Genomic DNA, 21000 nt, shown 5'->3' on the forward strand with positions numbered 1-21000 from the left:
GGGCCGGGTAGCGGCGTGGCGGACCGCTCGGAACCGTTCAGGCGAGTTGGCGGCCGAGTTCGGTCAGGGATCGTGCGGTCGCCGAGAGTGGATAGCGTGCGGCGTTTGCGTAGCCCGCCTGCCGTAGGGCGGGCAACAGGCCGAGGGAGGTGCGCAGCCGGTTGAGGTCACGGGCCAGGGCGGCAGCCTGGGTGAAGTCGGTGGCAACGCCAGAGGCGGCGAGGGCTTCGCTGAGGCCGGGAACGGGTTGGTAGAGGACGGGCAGCCCGCAGGCTTGGGCCTCCAGTGCGACCAGGCCCATGGCCTCCAGGGTGGTTGACGGCATGACCAGTACGTCGTGCTCGGTGAACGCTCTCCACAGCTGTGGGCGGCGGAGCCATCCGAGGTAGCGGGCCCTTACGCCGGCCCGTTGCAGTAGCGGGGCCAGGGCATGGAACTGGGCTCTGGGGGCAGCGATGCTCAGCTCGACGCCTGGCACCGGGGCCACGCTCTTGACCAGGGCCTCGACGCCCTTCTCGGCGGTCAGCCGTCCCGCGTACAGCAGTCGCAGGTGGCTGGAGGACGTGCGGGTGGGGCGGGGCGGTGGATCGGTGAGCAGGTGGTCGGGGATGCCCCAGGGGATGCGGGTGATCTTTCGGCGGTCGATCTGTGGGGCGAGCTTGAGGAGGTGGTCGGCCATTGCCCCTGTCGGAACGACGATCGCGTCGGCTGCCCTGGCGGTTTCGCGTAGAACCTGGAGCTGGTCGCGGTGGGCCTCGGCGAAGATCAGGTCCGTGCCATGAACCAAGGCGATGCGGGGATGCAGGGGGAGTGCCCGCATCAGGGCGGGAGCGGCCCCGAAGGCGAGGTGCTGCAGGTACAGTACGCCGATCTGGGTCGGGTCGATCGCCATCGCGAGACCCCTGCGCAGGGCTGAGACGTAGCGACCGAAGGCGGAACCCTCCAGGCACTTCCCCGACACGGGCAGCAGGTCGAGCCCAGCGGGGAGAGGGCGTCTGGGACTCGACGGGCCCAGCATGAACGCGCGTGCAGGGATGAGGGGGCGGTCACCCGTATAGAGGTCGAGGAAGAGTTCGACACTGCCGCCGGGGCTTCCGGCGGGCAGGTCCAGGAAGGTGGCGGCCAGCGGCTCGGTGGCCGAGCGGGAGCTCACAGGACACCTCCGGGAGTCTCTTCGTAGAGGCGGGAGATGTCGATGCCGTCCGTCGACGCGTACTTGGCGGGTTGCTGCTGGTAGCTGGCCGGGGCGCCGAAGGCGGTGAGGAAGACGAGCTTTCCGAAGGTCATCCCCGGGTAGACGCGCACGGGCCGCGCGGCCCGGATTTCCAGGGTCCAGCGGATGGCGTGGCCCTGGTGTCCGAGCGGGGCTGAGACGTGGACCCAGATGCCGAGGGCGCCGATGGTTCGGTCGCCGTTGAGCATCTGTGCGTACGTCTCCGAACCGGTCTTCTCCAGCGTGACGCCGAGGTAGAGCATCTCGGGCTGCAACACCAGGCCGGTGGCGGGGATGGGCTGCTCGATGAATGTGGTTGGGGTGGCGGCGTCGAGGTCACCGTCGCAGACGCGGAGTGTGTCGCCGAGACGCCAGTCGTAGGCATTCGGGGAGATCCGGGCGGGGTCGTACGGCTCGATGGTGATCTCGCCGGTCTGGACGGCGGCGGCGATTGCGGGGCCGGTGAGGATCACGAGGCCACCGTCCGAAGTTTTGTAAGGTCGCGCCAGTAGGCCGACGGTCGGGGGCCCACGGCGGCCTGGTACTTGCCGTGGTAGAGGTCGATGGCGCCGGTGGAGACGAAGAACATGATCTGCCCGATCTTCATGCCCGTGTAGACGCGCAACGGGCGGATCGGGGAGAGCATCAGCGTCCACTGGCCGTGAAAGCCGATGTCTCCGATCGGGGCGGTGATCTCTACGAACAGGCCCAGTCGGCCGACGGAGGAGCGGCCGAACAGCAGCGGCACGAAGGTGTCGGAGCCGACATGTTCGACCGTGTGGCCGAGGTAGAGCTCGCCGGGCTGGAGTACGTATCCGCCTTGGTCGATCTCGACCTCGTGGGTGGGGTTGGGGCGGTGAGCGTCGATCTCAGCGGCGGTGTAGGTCAGCAGCGTGGGGCCGAGGCGGACGTTGTAGCTGTTGGGGTTGACCTGGTCCGGCTCGAAGGGGCTGATGACCAGGCGGCCGTCGTGGGTCGCGGCGGTGATCTCGGGCCCGGTGAGGATCATTGTTCGCCTCCTTCGATGAGGCCGGCAGTGGAGGGGAAGGGCGTGGCCAGGACACTTCGTGCGGCCTGCCCCAGCCGCAGTCCGGCTTGATGCGTACGTCCGCCGAGGTAGCTGTCGGCGAGGTAGTCGGTGGTCAGCACGCTGCGTATCGCCGACGGCAGAGGCGTGGGAGTGATGACCAGCGGACCGACCCGTTCGGTGAGGTGGCCGAGCAGCTTGTCGTGGCCCTGGGTGTGCTCGTCGGGGAGGAAGGCGTGGACGAGCTGGTTGTCGAAGGGCTCGATGGACAGCAGGTCGCCGAGGGTCAGGATGTGGCCGAGCGGGGTGGGACGCAGGGCGGTCTCGTTGAGGATGACCGCGTCCGCGCCGAGACCGGAGTGCAGTCGGCCGGCGATCTCGGTCAGGAGGTGGCGTCGGTCCAACGGAGTATTGCGGTATGGCTCGTTCACTGTGCCGAGCGGGTTCGTCAGCGTCCGTGCCACGAGGGTGATCTCGTTGTGCAGTGCGGTGAGGCCCTCGGGGATCGCGGCCGAGTTCGGGAAGGTGCACGGGCGGGCGTCCCAGCCGCTGTCGACGGGCCCTGCGGTGGCGTATCCGAGGCCGAGTTCGTGGCCCTTGACGACGAGGGTGTCGCCGATGTGCACGGGACCGTAGGTATCGCTGTGACAGTGGCCGGAGAAGATGACGTCCACGAACGGGCACGCGCCGGCGAGCTTCAAGCCCTCGTCGAAGCCGGAGTGGGACAACACGATCCAGGCGTCGGTGAAGTGATGGTGTTCCAGCATCACCTTCCGCAGGGCCTGTGCCGGATCGGTGACCTGATGGCCTGCGCGTTGGTCGACGGGAACCGCGTTGAACGCTTGCGGTCCGATCACCGCGGTGACGGCGACTCGACGGCCGCCGATGCGTTTGATGCGTACGCGGTCGAAGAGGGGCTTGCCGTTCTCGTCGACTGCATTGGCGCACAGGGTCATCTCGTGCAGCGCCGGCTCGAAGTAGTGCGGCCAGCCGTGGTTACCCGGTGCGAGCAGGTCGTAGAGGCCAGTGAGGACCTGGTGCTCGATCCGGCCGTTGCCCAACCGGTAAAAGCCGCTGCCCTCGAAGAAGTCGCCGCAGTCCACGATCAGGCTGTCGGCCCTGGCGTTGTGGAGGTGGGCGAGCATCGCTGCGGCCGAGTCGAAGGCGGAATGCACGTCGGTCGTGGCGATGATCCGCCGGAGCTGTCGGCTCACGGGGTGACCTCGCAGATGTCGGCGCCGAGGGCATGCAGCTTGGTCGGCAGGTCGGCATGGCCGCGCCGGAGCTGTTCGAGCCCGCCGAGGGTGGTGACGCCGCGAGCGGTGAGGCCGGCGATGAGCAGGGCGGAGCCCGTACGGATGTCGGTGGTCTCCACCCCGGCGCCGGTCAGCTGCTGTGGGCCGGTGAAGCGGCACTCGGTGGGTGAGAGCTCGTGGATCTCGGCACCCAGGCGCGCGAGTTGGGGCAAGAGGTTGCCGTGGCGGCCCGGGTTGATGGTGTCAGCGAACAGATGGGTGCCGGGGCGGGTGAGGGCAAACGCCATCAGCGGTGGTTCGAAGTCAGCGTCCAGACCGCCGGGGGAGAGGGAAGCGATGGCTCGCAGTGGCTTGTTGGCGGAGCGGGCGTCCCGGGCCTGCACAGCGAGCACGTCGTCCTCGGTGCCGGCGGGTACACCGAGCGACCGCAGGGCGTCGACCAGGGGAGCGACGTCATCGCCGCGTACGCCGAAGATGCGCGCGTCGCCACCAGTCGCCGCGACCGCACAGGCCAGCGTTCCGGCCTCGATCTTGTCGCCGGGCACCCTCCAGGTGATGGTCTCCGTGGGGGCTGCCGGGTGCGGCGCGAGCGTCAGGACGGATTCGCTGACCCGGCACTCCCATCCGGCCACCTGCAGCGCTTCGACGATGCTGAGCACTTCCGGTGACAGGTTGGGCTGGCCAAGACGAAGCGGCCGTCCGGCTACGGCCGCACGCAGGAGAGCAGCGATGCTCGCGCCCCGAGAGCGGAAGGGCAGCATGATCGAAACCGTTCCGGTCCGGGCGGATGCTGCCTCCACGAGGTAGCCGTGATCGTCGACGGTCGTACGGTCACCGAAGCGCTCGTAGACCTTGAAATGCTGCTCCATCCCGCGCTCCCCGATACGGCAGCCGCCCGGCCAGGGAAGTAGGGCTCGCCCGTAAGCACCCAGCAGAGCGGGTACGAGGTAGTACGAGGCCCGGATGCGGGCGGCGGTGTCGGCATCAGGGACCGACTGGATTCTGTCGCTCGGCAGGATCACCACGGTGTGTGGATCGCTGACGGGGCGGGCCGCGTGCCAGCCGGCCTGCTGAAGCAGGGTGAGCATGGTCTCGACGTCTGTGTTGCTCGGAACGTTGCCCACATGCACCGGTCGGTGCATGGCCGCGGCGGCGGCCAGCAGTGGCAACGCCGCGTTCTTGGACCCGTCGACACCAACGGAACCGGTAAGCGGGCTGCCGGGCCGGATGGCGACTACTTCTGCTGCGACTGGGGGAACCCCTACGGCTGTCAACAGTCAACTCCTCTGCAAGGGAGGGCGCTGTGAGGGCTGGCAGGGGGTGCTCACCTTGAACTCGGCCCAACAGCGCTTGCCTCGTGACACCTGATCGAATCCGTGGCGATCCGCGAGCGCGGCGACGAGAAACAGGCCGCGTCCTCCTTCCTCGTCCATGGCGGGCAGACCGACCTGCGGGACGTCAGGGCTTGTGTCTGTCACCTCGATCAGCAGACGTGCGTCGCTCAGGCGCGCGCCGGCCAAGATCGGCCCGTGTCCCGCGTGCCGTACCGCGTTCGTGATCAGCTCGGCGGCCACCAACTCCGCCGTGTCCAGGAGTTCCGGCCCCAGGAACGCATCCCAGTTCCGTATCGCGCCCGCGAGCTGCCGCCGTGCGGCCGTAGCTGCAGCAGGTGTGCCGGAGACGGGAAAACGGACTTGGTGCACTTCCATGAGTGACCTCCTGGATCGGTGCGGCTTCTCCACGCAACCGCGCCAGGCACCAGCGGAGCCAGGCCGTGTGCCGGAGCTGCATCACTTATGCAGGAGCTGCATCACAGCCAATCGCCCCTCGGTTACGCTCGGTTGAGCAGGCAGGATCGGCGACGGCAGGAGGAGCCGTGGCACAGATGGCCGAGGCACAGAGCGAGGCGAGACGGATCGGAGAAGTGATCCGTCAAGCCCGCGTGTTACAGCGGCGCTCGCAGAAAGACGTTGCTGCCGCACTTGGGTATCACCAGTCGAAGGTGAGCCGCCTGGAGAGTGGCCGGGGTACCGATGATGTCCGCATGCTGCGCGAGGTCGCACAAGCGCTGGACATTCCGCTGCACCGCCTTGGCCTCGCTGCCGCGTCGAGTACCAGCACCTCGGACCTTGAGGCAGAGGACATGCACCGCCGTACCTTCCTTGCCGCGGGCGTTGCCGCGCTCACGGTTCCGCCTTCGCCCGCCGCAGCGCATCACGATCTGGTTCAGGTCCTGCTGCCCAGTGCCAGTCCAGCGACCACGGGCCAAGCCTTGGACATCAATGGGCTGCGCGATCGGACACGGGCCGTACGGCGGTTGTTCTGCACGTGCGACTACACCGAGTTGGAGCGCACCCTGCCGGGACTGATCGCCGACCTGCGCCAGGCAGCCGGCGGCTCATCCGGCACGGCTGAGGCATCCGGATTGCTCGCGACCGCGTACCAGACGTCAGTGAGCCTCTTGCTGAAGCGAGCGGATCAAGGCAACGCCTGGCTCGCTGCCGGTCGCGCCATGGCCGAGGCGGAGCGATCTGGAGACCCCGTCGTCCTCGCCGCCAGCGTCCGCGTTCACGCCCACGTCCTCGTCCGCGAGAAGCACACACCACAGGCCGTGAACATCATCCGCCACACCGCCGACCAGCTCACCGGCTCCTACGACCAGCGGTCGCCGCGCTACCTGGCAGCGGTCGGCCTGCTTCTGCTCCGTGGCGCGACCGCAGCCAGCAGGAACGGAGACCGCGACACCACCGAGGACTTCCTCACCGAAGCCCGAGAGGTGGCTCGCTACGTCGCTTTCGACCGGCCCGACGCCTGGGCGAACTTCAGCCCCACCAACGTCGCCCTCCATCAGGTCAGCGCAGCTGTCTCCTTCGGTGACACAGGCATCGCCCTGGAAACAGCCCGGCCGCTCATGCGCCGGCACATCCCGGTCCCCGAGCGCCGTGCCGCCCTGTGGGTCGACGCCGCCCGCTCCTATAGCCAGCAGGGCCGCATCGCCGATGGGTACCAGGCGCTGCGCATCGCCGAGAGCTGCGCGGCCCAGGACATCCGCCGCCCCGCTGTCCGGGAGCTGGTCGCCGACATGGCCGCCCGCGATCGCCGCCGTACCCTGCCTGCACTGCACCACTTCAGCCGTCAACTGGGAGTCCCCGCGTGAGCGACCAGCCCGACCAGCAGACCAAGAAGCCGTTCCTCTATGTCGTCGTGTGCGCCGCCGGAGTCGCCGGCGACGTCGGCAAGCTGATCACGGCCGCCCAGGAGGTGGACTGGGACGTCGGCGTCATCGCCACCCCGCAGGGCCTGGGCTTCATGGATGCCACGGCCATCGAGGCCCAGACCGGCTACCCGATCCGCTCTGCGTGGCGCTCCCCCGGCGATCCTCGTCCGCTGCCGCCCGCCGACGCCATCGCGGTAGCCCCGGCGACCTTCAACACGGTCAACAAATGGGCCGCAGGGATATCCGACACGCTCGCCCTGGGCATCCTGTGCGAGGCGTACGGCTTCGGCATCCCCACCGCCGTTCTGCCGTACGTGAACTCGGCGCAGGCCGCCCACCCCGCGTACGGACAGAGCCTCGACCGGCTGCGCGAGATGGGCGTCCTGATCGGCTCGTACGAGCCCCACCGGCCAAAGGTCGGCGGCGGGGCCGACCGCTTCCGCTGGGAGGAAGCGCTGGAGCTGCTCACCCCCAGGCTGCCCGAGCGGGTGTGATCAGCGTCGCCGAATGTGCGGCGCCTGCGAGGGCGGCGCAGCCGTTGCTGCCTGTATTGGTTCGCCAGGGCGCCACGCTGCGCTGCGGGCCTGCGCTGCACGGGCACGTGCGCTGGGCACCGGCCTTGCGCTGAGACGCTGGACACGCCAGGTCAGGACCCGTGCTGGGTGGCGAGCATCGTCCAGAGCTCGCTGATCGGCGGCTTGCTGGAGGAGTTGCTGGGGGTCGTGTCCTGCGGCCTCGGCCTCGGCGAGTATGGCAGCGAGGGCGTCGACACGAATCCGATCGAGTCCACGTTCGCCACCGTCCGCCTACGGGCCAAGGTCACCCGAGGTGCCGGCTCCCGCACCGCCGCCCTGGCGATGGTCTTCAAGCTCGTCGAGTCCGCCCAGCAGCGGTGGCGAGCCGTGAACGCACCCCACCTCGTCGCCCTCGTCCGCGCCGGCGCCCGCTTCGAACGCGGCCACCTCGTCGAACGTCCCGAAGTCCGCGCCGCATGAACGACCGCAACCGATCCGCAGAACGCTACCCATGGCTCCGGGTCACGGGCGCGAGAAGCGGGCGCGCACGGCGTCGATGCAAATCCTTGCGCTGAATGGCGGCCGGGGTCACCGAATGCAGACACACGTACTGTCCGCTGAGATACGCATTCCACTCCGCCTTCCCGGTGATCGGGTCGGCCCAGTGAGCGGTGAACCACGCTTCGAGCAGCTCTACGCCGCCGGATTCGTCGGCGAGAGCGAACAGGTCGGCCGGCACCATCTCAGCACCGTTGGAGCGCAGATATCCCGGAAGCGGCAGATACTGCCCCAGCATCAGCCGGCGGACCGCATAGGCATCGCGGCCATGGACTGCGCACAGTTCCTCCAGGGCAACGAACTGCGCGCTGACATATACGTCATCTGCGTCGGTCATTGGATGGTCGCCGTTGACCTCGCGGAACCGCTCGGCGAGCTGCTGCTTCAGGTCCGTCTCCGACATCGGGTTGCTTCCGGCGCCACCAGCGCGGGCATCTCCCGCACAAGACTCCGCATGCTATCGGCCGGACAGTTCGGCACTCACCGAACCATCGATGGAATCACGACAGCACGAGGGCACCCTCGCCCTCACCTCCGCCCACCGATCCACAGCTCTTGATGCGATGAAGGGGCGGGGCCTCCACCCCGTGGGTTTCCCGGGTAGGTCCCGGGTGCTCACGTTCGTCACGGCGAAGGAGGCCCCTGGTGAGTGAGTATGACGGACACCAGTACGTCGGCATCGACCTGCATCGCAGGCGGTCCGTGATCGTGCGACAGACTGCTGAGGGAGAGCAACTGAGCACGGTGCGTATCCTCAATGACCCGGTCGCGCTGGGGCTTGAGATCGAGAAGGCGGGGAGCCGCCCGGACGTGGTGCTGGAGGCCACCTACGGCTGGTACTGGGCGGTCGACGCACTGCGGGCCGCCGGGGCCGAGGTCCATCTCGCCCACCCGCTGGGCGTGAAGGGCTTCGCTTACCGGCGGGTGAAGAACGACGTCCGCGATGCCGCGGACCTGGCCGACCTGCTGCGCATGGGCCGGCTGCCGGAGTCCTGGATCGCCCCGCCCGACGTGCGGGAACTTCGCGAACTGGTGCGCTACCGGGCCAAACTTGTCGCGCTGCGCTCGGGCCTGAAGGCACAGGTCCACGCCGTGCTCGCAAAAGCCGGCGTGCTCATCGCCGTCTCCGACCTGTTCGGCTTCGACGGCCGCAGTCGGCTGGAGCAGACACCCCTGCCCGGCGCCTACGCCCAGCGCGTGACCTCCCTGCTGCACTTGATCGACATCCTCGACGCCGAGGTAGCCATCTTCGACCAGCGCATAGCCGGCCGGCTGCGCGGGCACCCCGGCTGCGGAGCCATCCTGTGGCTACCCGGCGTCGGCCCGGTGCTGGCCGCCGTCCTGGTTGCGGAGATCGGCGACGTGCACCGGTTCGCCTCCGCCGAGAAGTTGTGTTCTTGGGCCGGGCTGACCCCGCGCCACTACGAGTCCGACACCCTGGTGCGGCGCGGTCACGTCACCAAGCAGGGCAGCAGGCTGGTCCGCTGGGCGGCCGTGGAGGCGATCCAGCGGAAGGCCACTCCCAAGATCACCGGAGACCGGGCCCGGATCGAGGCCCGCCGCGGCAAGAACATCGCCAAGGTCGCCGCGGCCCGCAAACTGCTCACCCTCGTCTACTACGGCCTGCGCGACGGGCACATCCGCGCGCTGGCCCGCTCCCTGGCCGAGCAGGCGGGATGAGCAGCCCGGACGCGGCAGGCGCGAGGCCGGGCAATTGTCTGACCCCCACACGGCGCGGTCGCGGTTTTGATTGACCCCGCCTGCCGCACGTCGTAATGCTCCATGCGGCCAAGCGCCGCGAAGGAATGACCGGCAGCCGAGAAACGGCCCTGCCCCTCCCACATGACCGACCGGAGACGAACGACACCCACAACCACATCGCTGCCCGCCCGCTCGCCATCAGCATCCACCGACAGCGAGCCGGGCGCCCCTGCCCGGAACCGTCAATAACCAGCGCCGACACTCTGCATCCGCGCCCCGTGCTCCCTGTCGTGGGCCTCGGCATGGCACCTGCATCACTGGCTGCGGCGAGTCAGGAAACGCTGGGCTGGTAGTAGCCACGATTCTTTGCTGTGCCACCGCTCACTCAGGACCCCGAGGGCGGGGGGCGAGCGTCTGCGACCGGCGAGAGCGACCGTTCAGCGAATACGTGATCTTGCGAGCAGCTTTGGGAGCCGTCTCCCGTCCTTGGCTCCCAAACGGCTCCCAAGAGTGCCCCAGAAACCACCCAGGGGCCCGACCCGCTAAGCGGATCAGGCCCCTGACTTGGTACTACGGCGTCGGGGTAGCGGGATTTGAACCCACGACCTCTTCGTCCCGAATGAGGTTCGGTCATGATCGCCACCGGGCGGTTTGCTGTTTTGCCTGGTCAGGGCGTTGGGGTGCGGTGGTCTCGGATGGTCTCGAAGGGGCTTGGGGAGCGGGTTGGCTCCCAGATGGCTCCCAGTTCTGCTGCCCTGTGCGGGCTGGCTCTGTTCGGGGTCTGTCCGGTTCAGGCGTCGAGGCGGCGCCCCGCGAGCCAGGTGACGATCTCGGGGTCGTGGTGGTCGAAGAACAGCGAGCTGCCAGTGTCCAAGGTGGCGATCTGCGCCATCTGGTCGTCGGTGAGCTCGAAGTCGAAGGCGTCGATGTTCTCCGCCACGCGCTCGGGCCGCACGGACTTGGGGATGGCGATGACGCCGCGCTGGGTGAGCCAGCGCAGCACGACCTGGGCGACCGACTTGCCGTACTCCTTGCCGATCTCGGCCAGCAGCGGGTTGGTGAACAGGTCGTTCTTGCCCTCGGCGAAGCCGCCCCAGGACTGGATCTGCACCCCGTGCTCGCGCATCAGGGCCTGGTAGTCGGTGCGCTGGAAGAACGGGTGGGTCTCGATCTGGTTGACCGCCGGGGTGATCTCGTTGTTGACGATCAGGTCGAGCAGCCGGTCGGGGTAGAAGTTGGCCACGCCGATCGCCTTGGCCCGGCCCTCGCGGTTGAGAGCCTCCATGGCGCGCCACTGTCCGTAGACGTCGCCGTAGGGCTGGTGCATCAGGTACAGGTCGAGGTAGTCGAGGCCCAGCTTGTTCAGTGACGTCTCGAAGGCACGGCGGGTGTTGTTCTCGGCGGGGGCGTCCTGCACCCACAGCTTGGTGGTGACGAACAGGTCCTCGCGGGCGATGCCGCTGGCCTTGATGGCGCGGCCTACGGCCTCTTCGTTGCCGTAGGCGGCGGCGGTGTCCAGCAGGCGGTACCCGGCGGCCAGCGCGTCGGAGACGGCGCGCTCGGTGTCCTCGGCGGGGATCTGGTAGACGCCGAAGCCGAGAAGCGGCATCTCGATGCCGTTGTTCAAGGTCACGTACTGCATGAGCGGAAGTCCTTTGCTGTGCGGGTGGGAGGGGGGAGTCAGGGGCGGATGAGTGCCTTGAGGACCTGGCGGTCGGCCATGGCCTGGTAGGCGTCCGGGGTCCGGTTGAGGGGGAAGGTCTGGTCGAAGACGCGGCCGGGGGCGATCGTGCCGTCGAGGACGTCGGGCAGCAGTTGCTCGATGTAGGCGCGGGCCGGGCTGGCCCCGCCGGTCAGGGTGATGTTCCGCATGAACTCGGCCGGGCCGATCGGCCCCTGCTCGTACTGCGGGACGCCCAGGCGGCTGATGGTGCCGCCGTCCAGGACCGCGCCCAGGGCGGTGTCCAGAGCCTGGCGGGTGCCGACGGCCTCGATCACCTTGTCCACGCCGCCGGTCAGCTCACGGATGCGGGCGATGCCCTCCTGGCCTCGCTCGGCGACGACGTCGGTGGCGCCGAACTCCCGGCCCAGGCCGGTGCGCGCCTCGTGCCGGCCCGCGAGCACGATCCGCTCGGCGCCCAGCCGCTTGGCGGCGATCACCGCGCACAGGCCGACCGCGCCGTCCCCGACGACCAGCACCGCATCCCCGCGGCCGACGTCGGCGGTGACCGCGCCGTGGTGGCCGGTGGTCATCACGTCCGACAGCGCCAGCAGGGACGGCAGCAGCGCGGAGTCGGCGGCCACCGGCAGCTTCACCAGGGTGCCGTCCGCATGCGGAACTCGGACGGCTTCGCCCTGCCCGCCGTCGACGCCGTCGAAGCCGTACCGGCCACCGTTGCGGCACGAGATGTGCAGGCCCTTGGCGCAGTAGTCGCAGGTGTTGTCGCTGTAGGTGAACGGGGCGACGACCAGGTCGCCCGCCTTCAGGCTGGTCACGTCCGCGCCGGTCTCCTCGACGACGCTGAGGAACTCATGTCTTCGGGTCGGGCCGGTCCTCGACGCGGACGTCTCCGGCTCCGTACATCACTGCTGCACGCATAAGAGGGGGTTACTCCAAACGGGAGGTGGGCTGTCGCGCCGGGGACGAGATCAGCGTTCGAGCATCTGTGCCTGGGCTTCGGTGTGGGTGTCGCCGGCGGCGGGCGGCAGGCTGCAAGCTTGTCGAGCTGCTCGTCGGTCAGCGTGATGGCGTCGGCCGCGGTGTTCTCCTCGACGCGGCTGACCCGCTTGGTGCCGGGGATCGGGGCGATGTCGTCACCCTGGGCGAGCAGCCAGGCCAGCGCCACCTGCGCGGGCGTGGCGCCGACCGCGGCGGCCACGGCCTGCACCTCGTCGGCGATTGCGAGGTTGCGTTGGAAGTTCTCGCCGGTGAAGCGCGGGTTGCCGCGCCGGAAGTCGGAGGCGTCGAACTGGTCGGTGGAGTGGACGGTGCCCGTCAGGAAACCCCGGCCCAGCGGGGAGAACGGCACCAGGCCGATGTTCAGCTCCCGCAGAACGGGCAGGATCTGCTTCTCGATGCCGCGGGTCCACAGCGAGTACTCGGACTGCACCGCGGTGACCGGCTGGACGGTGTGGGCGCGGCGGATCGTGTCCGGGCCGGCCTCCGAGAGACCCAAGGCGCGCACCTTGCCCTCGGCGATCAACTCGGCGACGGCGCCGGCGGTCTCCTCGATCGGCGTGTTCGGATCGACCCGGTGCTGGTAGTAGAGGTCGATGTGGTCGGTGCCCAGCCGCTTCAGGGAGCCCTCGACGGCAGCGCGGATGTTGGCCGGGCTGGAGTCCAGGTTCCAGGCGCCCTCGCCCCCGTGGGAGACCAGACCGAACTTCGTGGCCAGCACCACCTGGTCCCGGCGCCCCTTCAGCGCCCGTCCGAGCAGCTCCTCGTTGGTGTAGGGACCGTAGATCTCGGCGGTGTCGATAAGCGTGACACCCAGCCCCAGCGCCCGGTGCACGGTCCTGATCGACTCCGCATCGTCGGTGCCGGAACCGCTGTAGCCGTGGGACATCCCCATCGCACCCAGCCCGATCCGGGAAAGCTCCAGGTCACGCGGCTTGATGTACCGCATCTCGCTCTCTCCGGTTCATGTCGTTGCGCAGCCCCTCACCTGGGCCCGAAGCCTGCTGTGGTTCGAGCGGCGGGGGTGCCGCGTCTTCCTCATTCACCTTGTCCCGGATTGCGTGTGGGTGGCAGGGCGGGCTCTTCGGGGGTAATGACAGGGCCCCCCACCGACCCGCGCAGCGGCTGGCCGGCGGGCGAGACTGGAGCCATGGCATCCGAGAGCGCGAACAGCGAGGGAGCCGAGCTGGGCCGCTACCTGCGCGCCCGCCGCACCCAGACCAGCCCCGAACACGTCGGCCTCACCGTCGGCGCCGGCATCCGACGCACCCCTGGCCTGCGCCGCGAGGAGCTGGCCACCCTCGCCGGAATCAGCATCGACTACTACGTGCGCCTGGAACGTGGCAAAGAGACGCGCCCCAGCCCCTCCGTCCTCGATGCGCTCGCCCGCGCCCTGCACATGGACGACCAGGAGCACCAGCACCTGCGCGAGCTCGCTGCCCGGGCTGCCCGTTACGCCCCCGAACCCCCGCCCGCCCCGAGCCGCACCGTGCGCCCCCACCTCAAGCTGCTGCTCGAATCGCTGCGCCCGAATCCGGCCTACGTCATCAGCCGCAGCATGGACATGCTCGCCTGGAACCCCGGCGGCCTCGCCCTCTACGCGGGCCTGGACGACTGGCCGGCCAAGCATCGCAACCTCGCCCGCTACCTCTTCCTGCACCCCGCGGCCCGCGACCTCTTCCAAGACTGGGACCGGCAGATCATCGCCTGTGTCGCCCGCTTGCGCGCCACCGCCGGAACCGCCCCCGACGCCCCCGACCTGACCAACCTCGTCGGCGAACTCCTCCTCAGAAGCCCCGATTTCGCAGGGCTCTGGGAACGCTACGAAGTCACCGGACGCAAGCCCGCCCACAAGACGTTCCAGCACCCCCAGGTCGGCATGCTCACCCTCACATCCCAGTCCCTGCACGTCGAGGGCACCCCAGGCCAGCGCATCGGCGTCTACACCGCCGAACCCGGAACTCCCGACCACGACGCCCTGCTTCTGCTCGACATGACCGCACCCGCCATGCCCAGCTCAGGCTCCTCGGACAGAAGCACCTCACCCCGACCGAGCTGACCCCCGTGCCCAGCAGGTCGGCGCCCGTGGCACGAGGAGTAGCGTGTAAAAGGCGAGGCGAGTCCTGTGATCGCCCCGATTCCCGAAGACGGGTGATCCTCATGACCGGCTCCGATGCACGGCCTGTTTCCCGGCATCTGCCCAGCGGTGTTCACGAGGCCGTGCAGCCGGGGTGTGCGTTGCTCCGGCTGGAGACCACGGAGTCGCGCGAGGGTGTCCTCGACGGTGCGTGGTGGCCGCGGTCGCGCGACATCGCCGCCGAGCTGCCCGCGCTGCTCAGCGCCCTCACCGGCCATCTCGGCCCCCTCACGCGCGTCGGGCTGGACACCACGGCCTGGGAAGGGCTTCCGACGCGGATCGTCGTCGACGACCGGGTGGTGCACATCGACTCCTTTCCGCTGGGCGACGACACCGTGCTGATCACCCGAGGCGACCAGGACATCTTCTCGCTGCTGGTGGTTCCGCCGGACACAGCACCCGAGGCCGCCCGCGCCGCGATGGCCCAGGCCGTCCGGGCCGACAACGTCACCCAGGCGAATCAGATACTCATCGACACCCGAAGCGCGCAGGTGCCGCCGGAGTGAGGTCAGCCGCGCCACTCCACCAGGAGCAGCGTCGCGTCATCCGTTGTGTGTCCGCCCCGCGCCCGCTTGAGCGTGTGGGACAGGGACCGCGCCACCGCCCGGATTCCGCGGCCGGTTCTCTCCAACTGGTTCACCCAGTCGATCATCAGGTCCTCCCCGAACTCGTCCTCCCCGGTCTTGTGCTCCTCGATCAGTCCGTCCGTGAAGCAGAGGAGGCGGTCCCCCGACTCCAGCTTCATCTCGCTCGTCTGCGGCTGCGGACCCCCGAAGCCGACAGGGAGGGTCGTCGGACCGGTCAGCCGGAGTGTGACGCGGTGATCACGGACGAGCATCGGTGACGGGTGCCCGGCGTTGACCCACTGAAGATGCCCCGTCGTGGTGTCCAGCTGCAGCATCTGCGCCGTGACGAAGTGCTCGGGGCCGAACTGGTCCGCCACTGCGCGGTCCATGAAGGCGTAGATCTCCGGCAGTCCGGTGCCGGCGCGGCGGGCGTGGCGGTAGGCGCCGATGGCCACGGTCGCCATCGTGGCCGCGTCCAGGCCGTGTCCCATCGCGTCGATCATGGCCACGTGGAGGACGTCTCCGTTGAGGGCGTAGTCGAAGCTGTCACCCGCCACGTCATAGGCGGGTTCCAGGATCCCGGCCACGGCGACCCGAGGCATGATCATCGCCAGCGGTGGCAGCAGGGCCCACTGGATCTCGGCGGCGACGCTCATCGGTTCGCGGCGTCGGACACCGAAGAAGAGGTCGGAGTAGCCGTGCTTGGTCACCAGTAGGTCGGCCACCAGGCCGGCGAGCCTGCGCAGCATGCGGCGGTCGTGTTCATCGACGCTGTCCAACGTCACTGCCATGACTCCGACCTGATCGCCGCCGTCCAGCAGCGGCAGCAGGATTCGCACGCCGTCGTCCTCGGGCAGCTCGACGGGGTGAGCGTCGAGAAAGCAGCGGCCCGCCTCGGAGTCGTCGATCACCTGCGGTTCCCCGTCCGTGAGGCCGTCGCCGGGCAGGGGGACGAGCAGCAGTTGGCCGTAGTCCTGCAGCAGCACCTGCGGCCGGCGACCCCCGAGCCGCTCCACCACGTCAGCGACCAATGGCCCGATGAGATGGGGCGGCAGTTCATGCGCGCGATCGAGGACCTCTCCCAGCAGAGCTTCCCCGAAGCTCTCGGAGCGGTCCGCGCGCTGTCCGGCCGTCATCCCCTCACCCGCCATGATCCGAGTCGATCGGAGCGGCGGGCTGGGACGGTGCAGGGTCTGCCAGTGTCATCGCTCCATCGACGGGTCGTAGATGCCCCGGGACTGGCCCCGTCACCCGGGTCGTCCGGATCGGGCCTCTCACCTGAGTCCGGACCCTCCTTCCGACTCCCATGTGTCTTGTCCGTCGAGGCCGCTCTCGACGAGTGCCAGCAGGCGCGGAGCCGACAGTGGGTTCCCGGGGTCGGCGGCAGCGGTCAGCAGCCGGGTGGCGGCTCCGGCCGGCTCGTCCGGGGGGATCACCAGCAGTTCCCAGCGTCCCACGGTGCCGCAGTCCACGGTGATGGCATGCACCTCGGCGGCAAGATCGGTCAGGACCACCTCGATCACATGGCCGGGCGCCATCACCTCCTGCGGGGCATCGGGCCAGGTGGCGGTCCCCACGGTGACGCGGGTGACGGTGCCGACGCTCGGATCCAAGGAGCCGACCAACGCGGGCAGCTCCAGTTCCAGTTCGGCGCAGCGCGGCCACCACGCGCCGTCCAGCGGGCCATGGCTGACGCCCGCCGTGAGGCGCAGCCGGGGCAAGGGCATCCGGTAGGAGCGGCCTTCATCTGGTGCCGTACCTTCGGCGGGCTCTGTGATGGCGTTCATCGTGCGATCCCGTTCCGGGCGGCTTCCGGCCGCCCGTGTCTGCCACTCGCCGGGAACGGCGCCGCCGTGGTCGTGCGCCCGAAAGCTCTCGGTACGTGTCAGGCTACTCCCGGCCGTGGCGGGCGGCCTGGTGCGCAACCATTGCGGAGAGGCAGACAGCCGGCCGGTACGACCGCCGGCTCATCGCCCCTCTGCCAAATCATCGGCGTGCCAAGGCCAGCCCTTCGACGGACAGGGTCAGCACACAGGGGGCGACGGCGCCGGGCAGCCCGACGACCTCACCCATGTTCTGCCAACCCCAGGACGAGAAGGCGGCTTGTCCTGCCTGGTCGGCAGGATGCAGCAGGGTGACCCCGAGGCAGGAGTGCAGGTCTGTGAGCAGACGCTGCTGCAGGCGGCGGGCGATATCGCGGTGCTGAGCGTGCGGATGGGCCACCACCTGGGTGAGGACGACGAACCGTGCGCGGGAGGTGAGCCGATGGATGATCCCCTGGAGCGTTCCGTCGAACCCCCGCCGGCCGGAACCGTCAGGACCCACCGGAAAACCGAAGGCGCAACCGACCAGCACCGTCGTCTCTGCGACCAGCAGGGCGAAGCCGGGGCGGTGGGCAGTGAGCGCCAGGCGGTGCAGGAAGTCTCCACGGTCGTGGTACGCCTCGCCGGGGGTGCCCGCGACGGACTCCGCAGCCAGGTCCGCGATGTCCTCGCGCATGTCTTCGGCCTGCCAGCGGGTCAGCCGGCGAAGCCGGATCCCGTCCTTGAGGACCGGCTGATCCGGCCGACGAGCGGGGTCCCCGGGCGCCCGCGGCGCGGTACTCAGAAGGTCGCCGGATGCGGTGGGCGGCACGGGACTCACCTGGCCGGTAAGGAGCAGCGAAGTGGATCCGGTGACATCGAGGAGCCGGGTGATCTGCGCGCACGGGTGCTGCAGCCTCAGGCAGGCGTGGACCCGGCCGGCGCGCCGTGATGCCGACCGGAGGACGTCCAGGCCCCCCGCGTCGCAGGAGCCGACCGTGGTCAGGTCGATGTCGATCACGGTGACACCGTCCAGCAGACACTGCTCCAACGCGGCCCGCAGCAGCGGCGTCGTGGCCGGCCCGATGTCACCGGCAAGCGTGACGAACGTCCGCTCCCCTCGGTTCCGCCTATGAATGTCCAGCCGGGAAAGGGTCATCACGCCTCCCCTTGGTGGGGGCGCGGACCCGCGCGGGTGCTCAGCGCGGCCCCAGCCATGATGAGCTCGCGCGGAGTTGCTTCGACCGCGGCGGACATGATGCCGACCCGTCTCCGCGCCGACGATTGGGGCGGCCCGGACTCGTCTCTCGCCGAGGACGACCCGGCGTGGCGGCCGGAGTGCGTGATGCCCTCGGTACTTCAACCGTACGTCGGCCGCAACCGGAAGCGGCTGCGCCGAGGGCGCGCCAGGACACTCCCGCTGACGCCGCGAGCGGTGAGGCCGGCGATGAGCAGGGCGGACCCTGTGCGGATGTCGGTGGCCTCCACCTCTGGCCGGTCAGCCGCTGCGGGCCGGTGAAGCGGCACTCGGTGGGGGAGAACTCGTGGAACTCGGCACCCAGGCGAGTCAGGTGGGGGCAAGAGGTTGCTCCCAAAGCGGAGGCATACAGCAGATCAGGCCCGGTGCTGATCTCTCAGTACCGGGCCTGACCTGGTGTTACGGCTGTCGGGGTGGCGGGATTCCGGCAGGGACGGGGGCTCAGGGGCCGTTCGGGGCGGCGGCGACTGCGAAGCCGATCACGAATCCGCATGAGGCGGAGATCAGCATGATCAGAAGCGGCCCCGTGTAGCGGCCCAGTCGGCTCACTGCGCGGCCCATCACTGCTTTCACCAGGCGCGCCACGGCCGGGAGATGATCTCTCGGTACGTGTGGTGCGTGGGGTTGCGGCCGCCGTGCTCGAACCGGGAAGGCGGGCGGATCAGCGTAGTCCGGCGAAGAGGTCGTTCTCGGGCACGGCCGCGCCGGTGGTGTCCTGGACACGTACGAAGGTCTCGACGCCCATCAACTCGGTGAACCTCTTCTGGCCCATCTTGAGGAAGAAGATGTTCTCGCCCTGGCTGGCGTGCGCGGCCAGCGCATCGAACTTCTGACCACCGAACGCGGTGGTGTCCACCCAGGTGGTGATCTCCTCGTCGGGGAGTCCGATCTCGGCCATCGCGGCGGCCTCGGCGGGATCCGGCTGCTCCCACTCCCTCTCATCCCGGCTGCACACACCCGGCTACGGCAGCTTGCCGACCAGGCCAGGTCCCTGCGCCGGCTGCCGACCCGGACCTTCGTGATCGGATCATGCAGGTGATCAGTCGATGCCCCCTCAGGGCGCGATGTGCACCACGCTTTAATTCGGGGGTGATCCACTCGGCGATGAGGCACACTCAGGCGGCCGATGAGTTCTGGTGTGCCCGCCGGTCTGTATCGGTGCGACTACCGACCATCCAGTCCGGCGACCCTCGGCTACGGGGCGACTGCGACCAGGAACCCCAGTGAGGTGCTGTCATGTCAGCTGCGATTCCGGAACGACCAACCGCTGCGGAGGCGGGCGGCGGCACACCTATTGTGGTGCGGCTGCTGGTGCTGGCCACGTTCGTGGTGATCCTCAACGAGACCATCATGATCAACGCGATCCCGCGGCTGATGGATTCATTGCACATCACCGAGCAGTCGGCACAATGGTTGTCCACCGCGTTCATGCTCACCATGGCCGCGGTGATTCCGGTCACCGGGTGGTTCCTGCAGCGGGTCACCACCCGGCGGGCGTACGTGCTCGCGATGGGCACCTTCCTCGTGGGTACCGCTGTGTCGGCCCTCGCCCCGGCCTTCGCGGTGCTACTGGCGGGCCGTGTCGTGCAGGCCACAGGCACGGCCGTGATGATGCCGCTGTTGATGACCACGTTGATGACCGTGGTGCCTGCGCAGAACCGCGGCAAGGTGATGGGCAACGTCACCCTGGCGATGTCGGTGGCGCCCGCGCTCGGGCCCGCCGTGTCCGGGGTCATCCTGCAGGCCGGCTCCTGGCGGCTGCTGTTCGTGGTCGTGCTGCCGATCGCGGCCGGGGTGACCCTGTTCGGGCTGCGCAAGCTGGAGAACATCGGTGAGCAGCAGGCGAGTTCCATCGACTGGTTCAGCGTCTGCGTCGCGGCGCTCGGCTTCGGCGGCCTGGTGTACGGCCTGAGCCTGGTCGGTGAGAGCGACCACAGGACGCTCGGCATCGGCATCGCCGCCGCCGGTATCGCGGCCATCGCGGTTTTCGCGCTCCGCCAGCTCAGGCTGCAGCGCGACGGTACACCGCTGATGGACCTGCGCACCCTCCGGTACGGCACCTTCACCCTGTCCCTGGCCCTGATGGCCATCGGCTTCCTGACGATGCTCGGCTCGATGATTCTGCTGCCGCTGTATCTGCAGAACGTGCGCGGCCTCAGCCCGCTCGAAACCGGCCTGCTGGTCATGCCAGGTGGTCTGGCCATGGGCCTGCTGGGACCGACCGTCGGAAAGGCGTTCGACCGGTTCGGCAGCCGGACGCTGGTGCTGCCCGGCTCGATCGGCATCGCGCTCGCCCTCGCCGGATACGCACAGATTGCGATGACGACGCCGTACTGGAAGGTTCTGGGTCTGCACGTGCTGCTGATGGTGGGCCTGGCGGCGACGTTCACCCCGGTCTTCGCCCTCGGCATGGGCGCGCTGCCCTCGCACTTGTACTCCCATGGCAGCTCGATTCTGGGAACGCTGCAGCAGGTCGCCGCGGCGTTCGGCACCGCGCTGATGGTGACCGTGATGTCGTCGCGCACCACCAGCCAGATCGCCGATGGTGTCGCCGCCGTGCCCGCCCAGGTGAGCGGTATGAAACTGGGCTTCGGCGTCGCGGCAGCCCTCGCCGTGGTGACGATCGCGATCGCGGCGAAACTGCCGCAGCGTGTCGCGGGCACCGACACCCCGGCCGATGCCCTCGCCGATGCCGACGCGGGCCCGCCCGCGGACGGGAATCCCGACCTCGGTGAGCGGGGCACCGTCAAGGCGTAGAGGTCCTGACCCACCCCCTCCGACTGCGCACCGATCGCGCTGCCGCCCGGAGACAACGTCCGGGCGGGAGCGCGGTCGTATTCAGCGCCGGCTCATGACCGCGAACCGGCCAGGACGTTCACGCAGCCAGGCAGCGATGCCCACCCGCCTGGGGCGAGCTGCTTGTTCTTCTCGACCTTGGGGATCGCGAGGGAGCTGCCGCCGTTCTCCGCGCTGTCGATGCCGCCCTTCTTCCACTGCGGCAGTGCGCGACGCGCCGGTCGCCTGCAGCGGACTTGACGCCCGAGGTGCAGCTCGCGGGCATACAGGCGCCCAT

Annotated in this window: 17 protein-coding genes and 6 pseudogenes; 7 read left to right on the forward strand and 16 right to left on the reverse strand. The window is 69.2% G+C overall.

From position 1 onward, the window contains the following. Positions 1 to 37 precede the first annotated feature (37 nt). The 6 genes from ACFY4A_RS03995 to ACFY4A_RS04020 are packed head-to-tail and all read right to left on the reverse strand — an operon-like array spanning position 38 to position 5205. The gene (locus ACFY4A_RS03995; RefSeq protein WP_390728943.1) at positions 38 to 1153 is read right to left on the reverse strand and encodes a glycosyltransferase family 4 protein; all 1116 of its coding nucleotides are present in this window, start codon (positions 1151 to 1153) and stop codon (positions 38 to 40) included. Further along, entirely contained in the window at positions 1150 to 1686 is a 537-nt protein-coding gene (locus ACFY4A_RS04000; RefSeq protein ID WP_384436168.1) for a deoxycytidine triphosphate deaminase, read from the reverse strand. The genes ACFY4A_RS03995 and ACFY4A_RS04000 overlap by 4 nt, the downstream gene beginning before the upstream one ends. Beyond that, positions 1683 to 2222, reverse strand: a complete 540-nt coding sequence (gene dcd, locus ACFY4A_RS04005; RefSeq protein WP_141363658.1) for a dCTP deaminase — start codon at positions 2220 to 2222, stop codon at positions 1683 to 1685. The genes ACFY4A_RS04000 and dcd overlap by 4 nt, the downstream gene beginning before the upstream one ends. Next, complete coding sequence (locus tag ACFY4A_RS04010; RefSeq protein ID WP_390728944.1) at positions 2219 to 3454, reverse strand: metallophosphoesterase; 1236 nt, start codon at positions 3452 to 3454, stop codon at positions 2219 to 2221. Before ACFY4A_RS04010 ends, dcd begins: the two co-directional genes overlap by 4 nt. Next, on the reverse strand, positions 3451 to 4770 hold the full coding sequence (locus ACFY4A_RS04015) for a UDP-N-acetylglucosamine 1-carboxyvinyltransferase (protein ID WP_141363662.1): 1320 nt from the start codon (positions 4768 to 4770) through the stop codon (positions 3451 to 3453). The genes ACFY4A_RS04010 and ACFY4A_RS04015 overlap by 4 nt, the downstream gene beginning before the upstream one ends. 3 nt (positions 4771 to 4773) lie before the next feature. Then, positions 4774 to 5205, reverse strand: a complete 432-nt coding sequence (locus ACFY4A_RS04020) for an ATP-binding protein (protein WP_141363664.1) — start codon at positions 5203 to 5205, stop codon at positions 4774 to 4776. Positions 5206 to 5381: 176 nt separating this feature from the next. Here ACFY4A_RS04020 and ACFY4A_RS04025 point away from each other — a divergent pair, with 176 nt between their 5' ends. Next, positions 5382 to 6653 carry a helix-turn-helix domain-containing protein gene (locus ACFY4A_RS04025; RefSeq protein ID WP_141366879.1) on the forward strand — a complete coding sequence of 424 codons (1272 nt, stop codon included), beginning with the start codon at positions 5382 to 5384 and terminating at the stop codon, positions 6651 to 6653. Continuing rightward, positions 6650 to 7207 carry a flavoprotein gene (locus tag ACFY4A_RS04030; protein WP_141363666.1) on the forward strand — a complete coding sequence of 186 codons (558 nt, stop codon included), beginning with the start codon at positions 6650 to 6652 and terminating at the stop codon, positions 7205 to 7207. Before ACFY4A_RS04025 ends, ACFY4A_RS04030 begins: the two co-directional genes overlap by 4 nt. Here ACFY4A_RS04030 and ACFY4A_RS04035 read toward each other — a convergent pair. Further along, positions 7208 to 7480: pseudogene (locus ACFY4A_RS04035) on the reverse strand (mobilization protein); the annotation flags it as partial. Positions 7481 to 7483: 3 nt separating this feature from the next. On the opposite strand from ACFY4A_RS04035, the pseudogene ACFY4A_RS04040 reads away from it, so the two are divergent. Beyond that, positions 7484 to 7708, forward strand: a pseudogene (locus ACFY4A_RS04040) (IS256 family transposase); the annotation flags it as partial. A 25-nt stretch (positions 7709 to 7733) separates the two neighbouring features. Here ACFY4A_RS04040 and ACFY4A_RS04045 read toward each other — a convergent pair. Continuing rightward, positions 7734 to 8189: a DUF6058 family natural product biosynthesis protein gene (locus tag ACFY4A_RS04045; protein WP_384436176.1), complete on the reverse strand. Its 456-nt coding sequence runs from the start codon at positions 8187 to 8189 to the stop codon at positions 7734 to 7736. Between the two features lie 242 nt (positions 8190 to 8431). On the opposite strand from ACFY4A_RS04045, the gene ACFY4A_RS04050 reads away from it, so the two are divergent. After that, the gene (locus ACFY4A_RS04050) at positions 8432 to 9466 is read left to right on the forward strand and encodes an IS110 family transposase (RefSeq protein WP_141363668.1); all 1035 of its coding nucleotides are present in this window, start codon (positions 8432 to 8434) and stop codon (positions 9464 to 9466) included. Between the two features lie 811 nt (positions 9467 to 10277). Here the strand turns inward: ACFY4A_RS04050 and ACFY4A_RS04055 are convergent. The 3 genes and pseudogenes from ACFY4A_RS04055 to ACFY4A_RS04065 all read right to left on the reverse strand — a co-directional run bounded on the left by ACFY4A_RS04055 (position 10278) and on the right by ACFY4A_RS04065 (position 13113). After that, the gene (locus tag ACFY4A_RS04055; protein ID WP_141363670.1) at positions 10278 to 11129 is read right to left on the reverse strand and encodes an aldo/keto reductase; all 852 of its coding nucleotides are present in this window, start codon (positions 11127 to 11129) and stop codon (positions 10278 to 10280) included. Between the two features lie 38 nt (positions 11130 to 11167). Next, a pseudogene (locus ACFY4A_RS04060) lies at positions 11168 to 12086 on the reverse strand (zinc-binding dehydrogenase). A gap of 50 nt (positions 12087 to 12136) precedes the next feature. Then, positions 12137 to 13113 (reverse strand): annotated as a pseudogene (locus ACFY4A_RS04065) (aldo/keto reductase). A 201-nt stretch (positions 13114 to 13314) separates the two neighbouring features. On the opposite strand from ACFY4A_RS04065, the gene ACFY4A_RS04070 reads away from it, so the two are divergent. Both ACFY4A_RS04070 and ACFY4A_RS04075 read left to right on the forward strand, forming a co-directional pair. Next, positions 13315 to 14223: a helix-turn-helix transcriptional regulator gene (locus ACFY4A_RS04070; protein ID WP_390728945.1), complete on the forward strand. Its 909-nt coding sequence runs from the start codon at positions 13315 to 13317 to the stop codon at positions 14221 to 14223. Positions 14224 to 14324: 101 nt separating this feature from the next. Beyond that, positions 14325 to 14807: a DUF5994 family protein gene (locus ACFY4A_RS04075; protein WP_376545977.1), complete on the forward strand. Its 483-nt coding sequence runs from the start codon at positions 14325 to 14327 to the stop codon at positions 14805 to 14807. 2 nt (positions 14808 to 14809) lie between these two features. On the opposite strand, the gene ACFY4A_RS04080 is transcribed toward ACFY4A_RS04075, so the two are convergent. The 5 genes and pseudogenes from ACFY4A_RS04080 to ACFY4A_RS04100 form a co-directional block, all read right to left on the reverse strand. Beyond that, the gene (locus tag ACFY4A_RS04080) at positions 14810 to 16003 is read right to left on the reverse strand and encodes a PP2C family protein-serine/threonine phosphatase (protein ID WP_390827948.1); all 1194 of its coding nucleotides are present in this window, start codon (positions 16001 to 16003) and stop codon (positions 14810 to 14812) included. Positions 16004 to 16141: 138 nt separating this feature from the next. Then, positions 16142 to 16654 carry a DUF5994 family protein gene (locus ACFY4A_RS04085; RefSeq protein ID WP_390827814.1) on the reverse strand — a complete coding sequence of 171 codons (513 nt, stop codon included), beginning with the start codon at positions 16652 to 16654 and terminating at the stop codon, positions 16142 to 16144. Positions 16655 to 16853: 199 nt separating this feature from the next. Further along, positions 16854 to 17828, reverse strand: a complete 975-nt coding sequence (locus tag ACFY4A_RS04090; protein ID WP_390729984.1) for an STAS domain-containing protein — start codon at positions 17826 to 17828, stop codon at positions 16854 to 16856. Between the two features lie 260 nt (positions 17829 to 18088). Further along, positions 18089 to 18246: pseudogene (locus ACFY4A_RS04095) on the reverse strand (UDP-N-acetylglucosamine 1-carboxyvinyltransferase); the annotation flags it as partial. A 342-nt stretch (positions 18247 to 18588) separates the two neighbouring features. Continuing rightward, positions 18589 to 18852, reverse strand: a pseudogene (locus ACFY4A_RS04100) (GlcNAc-PI de-N-acetylase); the annotation flags it as partial. Between the two features lie 311 nt (positions 18853 to 19163). Here ACFY4A_RS04100 and ACFY4A_RS04105 point away from each other — a divergent pair. Further along, positions 19164 to 20684: an MDR family MFS transporter gene (locus ACFY4A_RS04105; protein ID WP_390729983.1), complete on the forward strand. Its 1521-nt coding sequence runs from the start codon at positions 19164 to 19166 to the stop codon at positions 20682 to 20684. The last annotated feature ends 316 nt before the right edge of the window (positions 20685 to 21000 follow it).

This window comes from Streptomyces sp. NPDC001292, assembly GCF_042896465.1.
Taxonomy (GTDB): Bacteria; Actinomycetota; Actinomycetes; order Streptomycetales; family Streptomycetaceae; genus Streptomyces.

Bases quoted from the DNA above. Each gene is read 5' to 3' on its own strand.
- dcd (WP_141363658.1), bottom strand. From the start codon at position 2,222: ATGATCCTCACCGGGCCCGAGATCACCGCCGCGACCCACGACGGCCGC.
- ACFY4A_RS04020 (WP_141363664.1), bottom strand. From the start codon at position 5,205: ATGGAAGTGCACCAAGTCCGTTTTCCCGTCTCCGGCACACCTGCTGCA.
- ACFY4A_RS04025 (WP_141366879.1), top strand. From the start codon at position 5,382: ATGGCCGAGGCACAGAGCGAGGCGAGACGGATCGGAGAAGTGATCCGT.
- ACFY4A_RS04045 (WP_384436176.1), bottom strand. From the start codon at position 8,189: ATGTCGGAGACGGACCTGAAGCAGCAGCTCGCCGAGCGGTTCCGCGAG.
- ACFY4A_RS04055 (WP_141363670.1), bottom strand. From the start codon at position 11,129: ATGCAGTACGTGACCTTGAACAACGGCATCGAGATGCCGCTTCTCGGC.
- ACFY4A_RS04070 (WP_390728945.1), top strand. From the start codon at position 13,315: ATGGCATCCGAGAGCGCGAACAGCGAGGGAGCCGAGCTGGGCCGCTAC.
- ACFY4A_RS04075 (WP_376545977.1), top strand. From the start codon at position 14,325: ATGACCGGCTCCGATGCACGGCCTGTTTCCCGGCATCTGCCCAGCGGT.
- ACFY4A_RS04080 (WP_390827948.1), bottom strand. From the start codon at position 16,003: ATGACGGCCGGACAGCGCGCGGACCGCTCCGAGAGCTTCGGGGAAGCT.
- ACFY4A_RS04085 (WP_390827814.1), bottom strand. From the start codon at position 16,654: ATGAACGCCATCACAGAGCCCGCCGAAGGTACGGCACCAGATGAAGGC.
- ACFY4A_RS04090 (WP_390729984.1), bottom strand. From the start codon at position 17,828: ATGACCCTTTCCCGGCTGGACATTCATAGGCGGAACCGAGGGGAGCGG.
- ACFY4A_RS04105 (WP_390729983.1), top strand. From the start codon at position 19,164: ATGTCAGCTGCGATTCCGGAACGACCAACCGCTGCGGAGGCGGGCGGC.